Origin of the sequence: Parasutterella secunda (genome assembly GCF_023336895.1) — a bacterium.
Lineage (GTDB): Bacteria > Pseudomonadota > Gammaproteobacteria > Burkholderiales > Burkholderiaceae_F > Aphodousia > Aphodousia faecalis.
Window position 1 is genome coordinate 30,374 of sequence record NZ_JAMBLT010000013.1, and the last position, 11,775, is coordinate 42,148.

Sequence of the window (11,775 nt, forward strand, 5' to 3'; positions counted from 1 at the left end):
TAGTAAGTCTCTAGTATTTTGTGAACATTTCTTGAATCTTCTTCGGATCATCCGTCTTCGTCAAAGCCAATTGCAAGAGCAAACGAGCCTTTTGCGGATTCAAGGAGTAGCCGTTTAAGAAACCAGCCTTGGTGTACTTGTCATCGGGACCCGTGGGGGTGACGATGCCACTGCCAGTACGGCTGGAGCGCACAACCACAACACCCTTCTTCACAGCGTTAGCCAAGCCCACTTCCGTGTCCTTATGGATGGAGCCGTTACCGGAACCGGCGGAGATGATGCCCTTGGCACCGGCCTTAACAGCGGCGTCCACTAAGACGGAGTCATCATTGGCGTGAGAGTAAACAATGTCAACACGCGGAAGCTTATCGAGCTTGCTTACATCGAATTCTGTTTCGTGCGTGTGCTTCATCGTTGTGTCACGCAAGAAATAGTTTTGACCGCCGGCAACGTAACCTAAAAGACCCAAGGTCGGAGCCTGGAAGGTATCCACGTTAGTTGTATTGGTCTTCGTGCCTTCACGTGCAGCATTAATTTGGTCGTTTAAGGCAATCAAAACACCGCGGTCTTGTGCATTCGGGTCAGCAGCGAGCTTCACGGCATTTAAAAGATTCATCGGGCCGTCAGCGGAGATGGCCGTAGCGGGACGCATGGAGCCCACGAGCACCACAGGTTTCTTGCTCTTAACCGTGAGGTTCAAGAAGTAGGCGGTTTCTTCAAGCGTATCGGTGCCGTGCGTAATCACAATACCGGCAATCTTCGGATCAGCCAACAATTCGTTGCAACGCTTGGCGAGCTTCAAGAGCACGTCATCGGTCATGTTATTGGAGCTGATCTTGACGATTTGTTCGCCGGAGACATTGGCAAAGTCTTTGATGGCGGGAACGGCATCAATCAAGGTTTGAATGGCAAGGTCACCGGCCTTGTATCCAGTCACCTGGGTGCTGGAACCAGCGGTACCGGCAATCGTGCCGCCTGTAGCCAAAATGGCAACGTTAGGTAATTGAGCGGCAAGGGCGCTGCCTGCGAGAGATAAGGCCAGGGCGGCCGCAAGCAAGGTCTTTTTCATTTTAAAACTCCTCAATTTTCGAAATGACGTGCAGAGTAAACTCTGGTCGGTAGATATTGTGTAAGAAGTTTTACTTAGATACAAGGTGGGAAAACACCTACATCAAGCACGAGTATTTAGAAAAAACAGGAGAAATCTCAAGATTGTGATGTAAGGTTTGAATATAAACGCAATACTGAAAACGTGAACGTGGGTCGTCGCATAGCGGTCGTTGGTTATGAATTCAGGTGCTAGCTGATATAAAAGCTTGGCTAAAAGACCGTGAAATGATCTGAGTAGATCAATGTTTCGCAAGCTCAAATACATGAGTCATTGCTGTCAGAAAAATAACGAGCTGAGGCTCTTGGACAACTTGATCGACTATATCTTGGGTTGCATGGAGGTGCATAGAACGTTTTAAGTCGCCCGCGTACGGCGATTGCCTAGAATATAGAGACCTACCGCACAGAGAATACAGCCTAGAGCAACGAACTCAGCCGTTGTCACCTGTTCTTTGAAGACAAAGAGCCCGAGCAGGAACGTTAAGACCGGACTTAAAAACTGAATGATGCCTAAAACAGTCATGGGCAGTCTTTGGGCGGCAAAGGAAAAGAAAATCATAGGGACCGAGGTGACAATCCCCGTGCCCATCAGTGCCCAGCTGAGATGCCCGTTAAACCCCTCTGCAAAATGCGTTAGGTAATAGCCTTGAGAACTTAAAAGGTAAGCCAAAGCAGGACCGACCATCAGAATGTGTTCAATCGCGACACTTTTAAGCGGCTCAATCACAATCTTTTTCTTTAAAGCTCCGTAGGTCGCCCAAGTAGAAGACACCAAGATAGCAATCCAGGGAAAGCGATCAAGACCGGTAATTAAAACCGCAACGCCGATTGCGGCAAGAGCAATGGCGGCCATTCTGAGTTTTGAAATCTTTTCGGAAAACACCACAACACCGATTGCCATGGTCGCCAATGGGGTAAGAAAGGTGCCTAAGCTTAATTCCACTACCCGTTCGGCCGTGACGCCGACAATATTGACCAACCAATTGGCGGAAGCAAAAACGGTGGCCAACACCAAAAGCAATGTGTGATTTTCTTTAGGGGCGGTGAATAGATTTTTTAATAAACGAAGCGTTGATCCCAACTGATGTTTTACGATCAGAAGACCGATCACAAATACTAAAGACCAAACAATACGGTGGGCAAGAATTTCTACATCATCGGCCTCAGTCAGTAACTTCCAATAAAGCGCAATCATCCCCCAAATGCAATAGGCACCGAGGGCGCTCAAAATCCCAAGTGTCAATCCTTTATTTTGTGAGTCGTTGGAAGTCATTAATCGAGCCAAAGTTGTTAAAAAACGCTTGCAGTCTACTCCACTTTTATCAAGCGTGAATTTTCCTTTTAACCCGACCAGATTTTTCTGATTTAAGTCCTACATTTGTCGATTATTAGAAAACAGTCATTACTCGCTTTCTCTTAACTTATTCATTTTTATAAGCTTTTTGTTTTACCGCCAAAATCATCAAAAATGTCGACAAAAAGTTGTCTTTTGTTTTCATTTTTTCGTCTAAGTAAGAGTGCTTAACTTTTTGATCTCTTTGAAAAAATTCTTCTTGTCTGTGAAAGGAAAATCACCATAATTTAACGAAAAAGGAAAAGCAATTTTCCCAATGAATAAAACACTAGATACCGGAGTTCAACATGTCCTTTAAACACTTAATCGTTTCTGCTTCGATTGCTCTTGCTTGCGCTGGTTTTTCTTGCGGAGCGATGGCTGACCAAACCACTTCCGCCAAAGAAGTGCCGACTTACACGGTCGGTACCGGTGCGACGTACCGTCCGTTTGAATTCCAAACCCCCAACAAAGAAATCGTGGGTTTTGATATTGACTTGATGAAAGAAATCGCCAAGGCCCAAGGCTTTAAGGTGGAATTCATTAACACGCTCTTTGGCGTGATTTTCGAATCCGTCAAAAACGGTGACCGTGACATGATCATGAGCGGCATCACGATTACGCCGCAACGTCAGGAAGCGGTTGATTTCTCACTGCCCTATTTCGCCGCCCACCAATTGATTCTGACGCAAAAGAATTTGAAGATCAATTCGATCAACGATTTGAAGGGCAAGAACGTGTCCGTGGTGGCTAATTCCGCAGGCGACATTGCAGCCACCAAGGTTTTCGGTAAAGCCAGCAAGAACATTAAGCGCTTTGACAATACGCCGTTGGCTTTGGAAGAACTCTCCGCCGGTGGTGTTGACGCCGCGATCGGTGACGTCGGTGTCTTTGCTTACTACGCTGCTCAAAACCCGGATAAGCAATTCAATATGACTCGTGATCCGAGCTTTGAAGATCAATACTTCGGTATTGCCGTCCGTAAGGGCAACAAAGAATTGCTCGATCAAATCAACGCCGGTTTGAAGAAGACGATTGAATCGGGTGCCTATGCCAAGGTTTACAAGAAGTGGTTCGGTGAAAACACCCCCGTTCCTCAATTGCCGATTAAGTAATTCATAAAAACGTTAAAGAAAAGTTCCCGACAGCGTTTATAAAAGCGTTGTCGGGTTTTTCGGATAAAAGAGGTAAGAATAAATGGGTGGTTTTCGTTTAGACGTATTGGCTGAGTACTGGCCGCTGTTCGTTGAAGGCGCAGAGATCACAATTGAACTCACCATCGGATGTGTGTTTTTCGGCATTATTCTCGGGATGATTCTCGGCATGGCCCGTATGGCCAGTGCCCGGCATGATCCCTGGAAGACAATTCTTTATTACGGCGTTCGTTGGCCTGTGACCATTTGGGTGAGCTTTTTCCGCGGCACTCCCCTTTTCGTTCAGATTTTCTTGATGTATTTCGCCGTTTTACCGATCTTTATTCATCCGGTCGACGGCCTCATCATTGACGGAGCACTTGCTCGTGAGCTTCGCAGTGACTATGGTGCTTTTATCGCAGGCTTTTTTGCGATTACCTTAAATGCCGGCGCCTACATGAGTGAGGTTTTCCGTGCCGGTATTCAGTCGCTCGACAAAGGTCAAACGGAAGCCGCGCGATCCATCGGTATGACCTGGTGGCAAACAATGCGTCACATCATCATGCCGCAGGCCTTCCGTCGCATGCTGCCCGCTTTAGGTAATAACGCCATTGCCATTTTGAAGGACTCATCGCTCGTTTCTGCCATCGGTTTGACAGAATTGGCCTACGCAGCCCGTACCGTTGCCGGTGCTTCGGCACGTTACTGGGAACCGTATCTCACCATTTCTTTGATGTACTGGGTGATGACATTGGGCTTGGCCTATCTCATCCGTGAAATGGAAAAGCGTTTGGGTAAAGGAGATGACAAATGAGTGATGAAGTGGTTGTTGAGATTCGCGATTTACATAAAAATTACGGACCGCTCGAAGTACTCAAAGGCATCGATCTTACGGTTCGTCGTGGGGAAAAAGTGGTTGTGTTGGGACCGTCAGGCTCCGGCAAGTCCACGATGCTTCGCTGCATTAACGCCTTAGAAGATGCGGATTCGGGATCCATTAAAGTGGCTGGTCAAGAGATTACCGACCGCAAAATCAATATCAATAAGGTCCGTGAACATTTAGGGATGGTCTTTCAGCGCTTTAACCTCTGGCCGCACAAGACCGTCATTGAAAATGTGATGTTGGGCCAAATGGTGGTGAGCGGCAAATCGAAAGAAGCCGCTCAAAAACGCGCGCTTGAAACATTGGAGCGTGTGGGTTTGGCAGATAAAGCCGATCAATACCCGGTTCGCTTGTCAGGCGGTCAGCAACAGCGCGTGGCCATTGCCCGAACGCTTGCGATGGACCCGAAGGTGATTTTATTTGACGAACCGACTTCGGCCCTTGATCCGGAATTGGTGGGTGAAGTGTTGGCTGTCATGAAAAGCCTTGCCGATGACGGCATGACGATGATCGTTGTCACTCACGAAATCACTTTTGCCCGTGAAGTGGCCGATCGCGTCATTTTCATGGACGGTGGCGTCATTGTCGAGCAAGGCTCGCCTGAGGAAGTTTTGGTTAATCCGAAAGAAGCCCGTACACGTGCGTTCTTAAAACGCGTGCTCTGATTCTTTTTTCTGAATTTTTAAATTTGATCCCCGCTTCATTTTGATGAAACGGGGATTTTTTCAACTTAGTTCGAACAGTACGCGCCGTCCCAGACAATACGTCGGTAATTGGCCAGATCCGTGTCTCCTTCCGTGGAAATACAGACAATATTGGATTGAGCATTAATCCCTAAAGCATCTTTAATAGGACGGTTTTCCGGTTTGCGAAGAATTTCAGCCACTAAACCAAAGGTTGAAGCACCACTTTCTCCGGAAATAATTCGGGGATCATCCCCTAACGGTGCCCCTAATATCCGCATTCCATTCGCGGCCACCAAATCGGGCATCGAAACAAAGAAATCCGCACAGTGCTTGAGCAGTCGCCAGGCTACGGTGCAGGGAATGCCGCAGCAAAGTCCGGCCATAATAGACTGCAACTCGCCCTCGTAGGCATGGATTTCCCCGTCATCGGCACAGGCCGTTCGATAAAGGCAATCAGCGCCATGAGGTTCCACAATGGTGATAATCGGACGATTTTCACCGTAGATGTTTGCAAAGAAAGCAGCAACGGCCGCAGCCATAGATCCGACACCGGCTTGAAGGAAAATGTGCGTCGGAGTAATGCCCTTTAGTTGCTCGACGATTTCAAGCCCCAAAGTCAAGTAACCTTGCATGATGCGGGTGGGGATATCTTCATAGCCATCCCATGCAGTATCTTGAACCAACACACCGCCCGTCTGGCGAGCCACATTAGCGGCCATTTTGACCGTGTCATCGTATTCATATTCTGTGATGGAGGCGTTTGCTCCAAGTTTTTTAATATTCTCCAAGCGCTCTGCGGCGGTGCCCTTGGGCATCAGAACAATACTTTTGTGGCCCAAGGTCTTTGCACTCCATGCCACTCCCCTGCCATGATTGCCATCGGTGGCAGTCACAAAGGTTAATGTGCCGAGCCGCTTTTTGACATCCGGTGTGGTCATTTTCTCGTAAGTCATTTGACCAAGTGGCAACCCGAGACGCTCTGCTAAAAGTGTTGCCATGCAATAGGAGCTGCCTAACGCTTTAAAGGCATTGAGGCCAAAACGAAAACTTTCGTCCTTGACAAAAACATTTCCGACATCAAACGATTGACTGAATTGCTTAAGTGCCCTGAGCGGTGTCTGACTATAACCGGGGATTGTTTGGTGGTATTGCCGTACGAATTCAGCCCAGCGTGTATTAAAAAGACCGATTTCCGGACAGATCGCCGAATGATTGGTAAGCGCCGCGAGTTTTATTGAGTTTGACATCGTTAATCTCCGCTCATTATTTATTTGTCCATTATGCGAGTGAGAAGTTTATTTCGTCAACGGCTCAGGAACATTTGTTAAAATAAAAATATAATTTCAATTTTTACCGAAAGTTAAAAATGCCTATTGCAGCCCATATTGTCCGATCGTTAACCGAAGTTTTGAAAAGGGAACGTGAAAGTCATAGTCTGTTTCTTATCAGCGGAATGCCCGGCGTCGGCAAGACCTCATTGGTCAAAGCGGTTTTCAGCGATCTGGCCTATGTGGATCTCAATGATATTTACCCAAGAAATCTCGCTCGAACCCAGCCGGCGGATTTTTTCTCGGTTTATGGCAAACGATTGATTGTCGATGGAATCGAAAAGGCGCCTGAATTGACGGACTTTTTGCCAACCGACGATTCTTCACAAATCGTGTTTGTCGGGTATTTGCCGATAGAAAAGAAAAATCTGTTGATTGAATACGGTGGCTTAAAGTGCCACCGTGTGTTGCCTTTCTCACAAAGAGAGTACACTCAAAAAGAACCGTGTCTTTGGGGAAACGAAGCGATTGCGCTTCGCATCAGCTATCCGCAACCCGGCTTTTTTGATGTGATTCGAAACGGTTTTTTACCTCGCAGCGATTTGGCTCAATCAACCTCCTCTTTTTATGAGTCTTGGCTGGCTGATTTTTTTGCCAATCATGTCCGAGATGTCCTTCATGCCTATAAAGACGCTCTCTTTTTCCGCTACATGAAGGTGTTGGCCGAGCACAATATGCAAGAGCTCAATCATTCCAAATACGCAAAAGAAGCCGGGATCAGTTATGCCACGGCTATCTATTGGACGGATTTTTTGCTCGATTGCGGTGTGCTTTTAGAAGTCCCCTCAATGAAACTCAAAGAGCGTCGGCAAGTGAAACGATCCAAATTGACCTATGCCGATAGCGGCCTTTTGACCTTTCTTTTAGGTTGCTCTTCAGGTGAAGAGCTCTATGCGCACGCCAACTATTACGGCGTGCTTGCCGGTTTTACGGCTGCTGAAATCATCAAAAACTATGCGACCAAAGGCGTTCGCGCACCGCTATTCTTTTATCGAGACACGGCTCGCAAGCACGTTGAGCTTGCCATAGAATCTTCAAACGGATGGCTTCCCATTGCTTTTTTAAGCCAAAAAGCACCCTCAATGAAGGAAAGTATTCGCCACGGTGATGTGCTTATCAAAATCGGCGGAGCGTGCCAGGACATGCTTTTTGTATCTGACGGTACACTCTCGGTTGAAACAACTTCTTACCCGATCGTTGCCGCTTCGTCACTTTAATTCTCGGTACAATATCCTCGTTTGAAAAATAAGGAATTGGTATGCGTACATTGACCTTGATTGCTTCAGCTTTGACCGTTAGCCTGCTTGCTGGTTGCGCTTCATCCGAAAAATTTATTCCGGAGCGCAGCATGAAGCAATTAGACTCCTCGACTTTTGAGCTTCAACTGCAACAACCGTGGGTTGAACAAGAAGTGATTGTCCGCGACAACGCTCGCCAAGAAGCGATTGATTTTTGCGGTAAAAGAAATCAGGGCATGCAGCCCCTGCAGGCTGTGTCTCGTTCAGGACATCAAACAGGCAACGGCGCCAAGGTGACTTACACCTTCCGTTGTGTCGGTTATTTGGATGCGCCTAAGCAGGAATATCACCGTCTGGGTTTCTATACTGATGAAGAATCAAAGAAGGAAGCCATTGAACGCAGTCGTGAGGAATACGGCTTCTAAAATCGGTTTCTATAAAAAAGCCTTCCGCTTGAATTTTAACTCGGAAGGCTTTTTTGTCGGCTATGCCATTATTTTTTTACTCTTTTAGCTTTTTCAGCCTTTTCTTCCCGTTCTTTTTGTGCTTTTTGAGCATCAGCCATTTCAATGGCCAAGTGCACATAAGAGTCAACGGCTTTGGTTCCGTAGGTACAGGCCACCCGCTTTGAAAATAAAAAGTAAAGCGTCCAAAGTGCTGCATAAAGGCATGAGCGAACCACCGTGGCGTTATCAACCGAAGCTCCGAAAAGCAGGCTCAAGAACATCAACGAGATCGGCCCCACCACCCACAAAATCACAATGGTTTGTTTGACAACATAGGCTTCGCGCTTGCGGGCAATTAACCAAAGGCAGTAAATGTACAAGCCGATGATGACGATGGAGGGAGAAAGGACCGCCCAATTCATGGCGCCGGCTTGGTTCATGACATTAACGGCGTTTATCGCGTCAATGGCTGTCAGAATGATGGAGAGAATAACCGTTGCCACAAAGACTAGGAGCCAGCCGTGCACGCCATGCGGAAAGTATGGAATGGGACGCGCGGATGGTTTGGTGCGCGCAATCGCATAAATAAAATAAGTTGGGCAAGCGGTCAGAATTCCTAAAATTCCGAGAACCATTAAAACTTCAAAGGTGAAAAATTGACTGAGCATGATGAATTAGAGATTGGTGTGTTTCGTTAAGTCCGTTTTCTTAACCGTTCGTTTGACTTTGAGGTTTTCACAATTGTGACAACAGGCGCCACTATTGAGCCCTTCTATAATGCCGCAGGGTTCGCCATTGGCGTGATTGCCGTGGCAACATAGGGACAATAGTCCCAAATGTTGGCGCAACTCTTTTAACGCATTGATTTGTTCATCAATCTTTTTCATGTGGCGGGAAATAATTTCCTGCACTTTGCAGGCCTCTTCATTGCGCCTGGCTCCAACATCACTTAAAAGCTTGATGTCTTCCAAACTCATATCGAGGCTTCGGCAGTGACGAATAAACTGCAGACGCTTAAGGTGACTTTCCGTGTAAGAACGGTAATTGTTCATCGAGCGGGCCGCTTTGGGGATAAGTCCCTCGTTTTCGTAAAAACGAATGGTCTCTACGGCCACGCCGGATAATTTGGACAGTTCTCCAATACGCATGGTGCTTAATCGATGAGTAAATTAAACAGTCCGAACTCTAACATAAACCTTGTAATCTTTACAGGGATTTAATTGAATATCTAATAAATAATTGTTGTTTGATATTATTTCGATATTAATTTAATATCTAAATAAGTCCATCTGACTATAAATCAAACGGACTTAAAGATTATTTTCAGAACTCTAAGGTTTCAAGGTCTTGTGGAATAAATAACTTAGACAGTCCTTTATTTTTGGCAAAATCCGCTAACAATTTTCGATTAACTGTTGCGTGAGAAACACCCTCAACATGGGTTGCGATTACCTCCAATTGTGGAAAGTCGCTCATTAATGCCCATACATCATATTCGTTCATGATTAACGCATGACCTTTCGGAGCTTGGGCTCCAGCCGCATTGACAGCTATGACGTTCGGATTAAAGCGATTAATCGTATTAACTACACCTTGGTAATAAATGGTGTCACCCGCTAAATAGAATGTCTTGGGCTCATTTTTGCATTTAAAGATAAGACCGCACGCTTCATCGGTTAATTGAACAAGTTGGTAGAAATGTTCAGTAACCAAATCCCCTGAACCGTGATCACAAGGTGTCTTGTAGAGGCTTATTCCCTCGAATTCAATCCCTTCTTCCTTTAAAACCCGAACGTCTGTAAAGCCGACTTCTCGACTGGCCTGTGCCTCTTTCTCATTTTTTGCAAAAAGCGGAATATCCTTCGGCAGAATTCTCATTGCGACTTCATCGAAATGGTCAAAGTGCCAGTGTGTCACGATATAAGCGTCTACATCAAAAAGATCCTCCGGGCGGCATGGTAATTCAATGGTTGGGTTGCCTCGACCGCAAACCGGTGCATCCGGAACAATCGGATAGGTGTTGGCAGGGGCTAACATCGGATCAATTAGAAAGCGTTTTCCTCCAAAAGAGACAATAGAGGTAGCGCTGCGAATTTGTTGAAAAAGCATTTCATCCTCTTTTTTTCATAAAAGATGAGGAAAGAATAAAATCTACAGCTACTGTAGCTTCAAGGGATAGAAATGAAAATTGGAGAGCTTTCTAAATTAACTGGTTGCCCTATTGGAACCATTCGTTTTTATGAACAAAAAGGTGTTCTGCCAAATATCGCCCGAAGCATGAGCGGACAGAGGTCTTATACAGAGAAAGACCTCAGACGTCTGCGCTTTATTATGGACTGCCGAACAAACGGCATGAAATTGGAATGTATCGAGAGGTTTCTTCAGTTTAGGGATAATCCTACATTGGGAACACCTTGGCTCTTAGAGCGAGTCAATGAATATCTTGAGCAAATCGTTCAAAAGCGAGAAGAACTTGATCGAGTGGAAAAATATCTGACGGAGATTAAGAATAGAATGGGAAAAGAGAGACTGTAAATAACTTTGTGTAAATCCAATATTTGCTAATCTCTTAGGAGTGAAGGAAATGGATTTACCAATGAACCAAGACAAGCTTAAAACCTAATCGCCAGTATTCCAACCGAACAGTTAAAAAGTGATGAAATTGAGCCTTTCATCCAACAGATGCGTAAGCATTTGATTGAGCAAGCCTTACAAGGCGAAATGGATGCCCATCTTGGCTATGACCGATATGAGCGTCATAGTGGCACCAATAGCCGAAATGGCTCAAGCAAGAAGACGTTAAAGACCGAGAAGGGACCGATTGCCATTTCGGTTCCAAGAGATCGAGATGGCAGTTTCGAACCGCAAATCGTCCCCAAGGGCCAAACGCGAACGGGCGTGCTCGATGACCAAATCATCGCCCTTTACAGCAAAGGGATGAGTACTCGTGAAATTAGTGAAACCATTAAGGAACTTTACGACGTCGATGTGTCGGCCACGCTCATTAGCAATGTGACCGGCCGAGTCATCAATGAAGTTATCCAGTGGCAAAATCGTCCCTTGGATGCGGTCTATCCGGTCGTTTTCATGGACTGTATCGTTGTCAAAGTCCGTGACAATCAACGTGTGGTCAACAAAGCCATCTTTGTCTCGTTGGGGATCAATTTATCCGGCAACAAAGAACTATTGGGTCTTTGGCTGGCAGAAAATGAGGGAGCCAAGTTCTGGCTATCGGTTTTAACCGAACTTAAGAATCGGGGTGTTGAAGATATTTTGATTGCTTGCATTGACGGTCTGAAAGGCTTCCCTGAGGCCATTGAGGCTGTCTATCCAAACACACAGGTTCAATTGTGCGTTGTTCATATGGTTCGCAACAGCTTGCGTTTTGTCAGTTGGAAAGACTACAAGCGTGTAGCAGCGCAGTTACGTACGATTTATCAAGCGGCAACCGAACAACAAGCCTTGGAAGCCCTTGAGCAGTTTGATGCGGATTGGAAGGATAAGTATCCGGTGATTGCCGAGCAATGGCGCCGACATTGGGATCATCTCATCACGATGTTTAGCTATCCTGAGGATATCCGTCGGGTAATCTATACAACCAATGCCATTGAGTCGGTC

12 protein-coding genes and 1 pseudogene are annotated in these 11,775 nt (G+C 46.1%); 7 read left to right on the forward strand and 6 right to left on the reverse strand.

The features are described from left to right. Positions 1 to 10: 10 nt before the first annotated feature. Positions 11 to 1,069, reverse strand: coding sequence for a type II asparaginase (locus M3080_RS08355; RefSeq protein ID WP_249092698.1), 1,059 nt, complete (start codon positions 1,067 to 1,069; stop codon positions 11 to 13). 396 nt (positions 1,070 to 1,465) lie between these two features. After that, entirely contained in the window at positions 1,466 to 2,383 is a 918-nt protein-coding gene (rarD, locus tag M3080_RS08360; protein WP_249092699.1) for an EamA family transporter RarD, read from the reverse strand. A gap of 368 nt (positions 2,384 to 2,751) precedes the next feature. Here rarD and M3080_RS08365 point away from each other — a divergent pair, with 368 nt between their 5' ends. The 3 genes from M3080_RS08365 to M3080_RS08375 all read left to right on the forward strand — a co-directional run bounded on the left by M3080_RS08365 (position 2,752) and on the right by M3080_RS08375 (position 5,124). Further along, entirely contained in the window at positions 2,752 to 3,558 is an 807-nt protein-coding gene (locus tag M3080_RS08365) for a basic amino acid ABC transporter substrate-binding protein (RefSeq protein WP_022473421.1), read from the forward strand. Positions 3,559 to 3,640: 82 nt separating this feature from the next. After that, a complete protein-coding gene (locus tag M3080_RS08370) occupies positions 3,641 to 4,390 on the forward strand; it encodes an amino acid ABC transporter permease (protein ID WP_249092700.1) in 750 nt (249 codons plus the stop codon). After that, positions 4,387 to 5,124 (forward strand): amino acid ABC transporter ATP-binding protein, encoded by a 738-nt coding sequence (locus tag M3080_RS08375; RefSeq protein WP_249092701.1) that lies wholly within the window; start codon positions 4,387 to 4,389, stop codon positions 5,122 to 5,124. Before M3080_RS08370 ends, M3080_RS08375 begins: the two co-directional genes overlap by 4 nt. A gap of 65 nt (positions 5,125 to 5,189) precedes the next feature. On the opposite strand, the gene dpaL is transcribed toward M3080_RS08375, so the two are convergent. Next, entirely contained in the window at positions 5,190 to 6,392 is a 1,203-nt protein-coding gene (gene dpaL, locus M3080_RS08380) for a diaminopropionate ammonia-lyase (protein WP_249092702.1), read from the reverse strand. 119 nt (positions 6,393 to 6,511) lie between these two features. Between dpaL and M3080_RS08385 the strand changes: the two genes are divergently transcribed. Both M3080_RS08385 and M3080_RS08390 read left to right on the forward strand, forming a co-directional pair. Further along, positions 6,512 to 7,690, forward strand: coding sequence for an ATP-binding protein (locus M3080_RS08385; protein WP_249092703.1), 1,179 nt, complete (start codon positions 6,512 to 6,514; stop codon positions 7,688 to 7,690). A gap of 41 nt (positions 7,691 to 7,731) precedes the next feature. Continuing rightward, positions 7,732 to 8,136, forward strand: coding sequence for a hypothetical protein (locus M3080_RS08390; RefSeq protein WP_249092704.1), 405 nt, complete (start codon positions 7,732 to 7,734; stop codon positions 8,134 to 8,136). A 68-nt stretch (positions 8,137 to 8,204) separates the two neighbouring features. On the opposite strand, the gene M3080_RS08395 is transcribed toward M3080_RS08390, so the two are convergent. The 3 genes from M3080_RS08395 to M3080_RS08405 form a co-directional block, all read right to left on the reverse strand. Then, positions 8,205 to 8,792, reverse strand: a complete 588-nt coding sequence (locus M3080_RS08395) for a DUF2569 family protein (protein ID WP_249092705.1) — start codon at positions 8,790 to 8,792, stop codon at positions 8,205 to 8,207. A 39-nt stretch (positions 8,793 to 8,831) separates the two neighbouring features. Further along, the gene (locus M3080_RS08400; RefSeq protein ID WP_249092706.1) at positions 8,832 to 9,305 is read right to left on the reverse strand and encodes a MerR family transcriptional regulator; all 474 of its coding nucleotides are present in this window, start codon (positions 9,303 to 9,305) and stop codon (positions 8,832 to 8,834) included. Positions 9,306 to 9,480: 175 nt separating this feature from the next. Then, the gene (locus M3080_RS08405; RefSeq protein WP_022472698.1) at positions 9,481 to 10,266 is read right to left on the reverse strand and encodes an MBL fold metallo-hydrolase; all 786 of its coding nucleotides are present in this window, start codon (positions 10,264 to 10,266) and stop codon (positions 9,481 to 9,483) included. 72 nt (positions 10,267 to 10,338) lie between these two features. On the opposite strand from M3080_RS08405, the gene M3080_RS08410 reads away from it, so the two are divergent. Both M3080_RS08410 and M3080_RS08415 read left to right on the forward strand, forming a co-directional pair. Further along, a complete protein-coding gene (locus M3080_RS08410; RefSeq protein WP_249092707.1) occupies positions 10,339 to 10,692 on the forward strand; it encodes a MerR family transcriptional regulator in 354 nt (117 codons plus the stop codon). A 61-nt stretch (positions 10,693 to 10,753) separates the two neighbouring features. Next, positions 10,754 to 11,775 (forward strand): annotated as a pseudogene (locus M3080_RS08415) (IS256 family transposase); the annotation flags it as partial.

Coding starts and splice junctions, on each gene's coding strand:
- rarD (WP_249092699.1), bottom strand. CDS start 2,383: ATGACTTCCAACGACTCACAAAATAAAGGATTGACACTTGGGATTTTG.
- M3080_RS08385 (WP_249092703.1), top strand. CDS start 6,512: ATGCCTATTGCAGCCCATATTGTCCGATCGTTAACCGAAGTTTTGAAA.
- M3080_RS08410 (WP_249092707.1), top strand. CDS start 10,339: ATGAAAATTGGAGAGCTTTCTAAATTAACTGGTTGCCCTATTGGAACC.
- M3080_RS08355 (WP_249092698.1), bottom strand. CDS start 1,069: ATGAAAAAGACCTTGCTTGCGGCCGCCCTGGCCTTATCTCTCGCAGGC.
- dpaL (WP_249092702.1), bottom strand. CDS start 6,392: ATGTCAAACTCAATAAAACTCGCGGCGCTTACCAATCATTCGGCGATC.
- M3080_RS08400 (WP_249092706.1), bottom strand. CDS start 9,305: ATGCGTATTGGAGAACTGTCCAAATTATCCGGCGTGGCCGTAGAGACC.
- M3080_RS08405 (WP_022472698.1), bottom strand. CDS start 10,266: ATGCTTTTTCAACAAATTCGCAGCGCTACCTCTATTGTCTCTTTTGGA.
- M3080_RS08370 (WP_249092700.1), top strand. CDS start 3,641: ATGGGTGGTTTTCGTTTAGACGTATTGGCTGAGTACTGGCCGCTGTTC.
- M3080_RS08395 (WP_249092705.1), bottom strand. CDS start 8,792: ATGGTTCTCGGAATTTTAGGAATTCTGACCGCTTGCCCAACTTATTTT.
- M3080_RS08390 (WP_249092704.1), top strand. CDS start 7,732: ATGCGTACATTGACCTTGATTGCTTCAGCTTTGACCGTTAGCCTGCTT.
- M3080_RS08375 (WP_249092701.1), top strand. CDS start 4,387: ATGAGTGATGAAGTGGTTGTTGAGATTCGCGATTTACATAAAAATTAC.
- M3080_RS08365 (WP_022473421.1), top strand. CDS start 2,752: ATGTCCTTTAAACACTTAATCGTTTCTGCTTCGATTGCTCTTGCTTGC.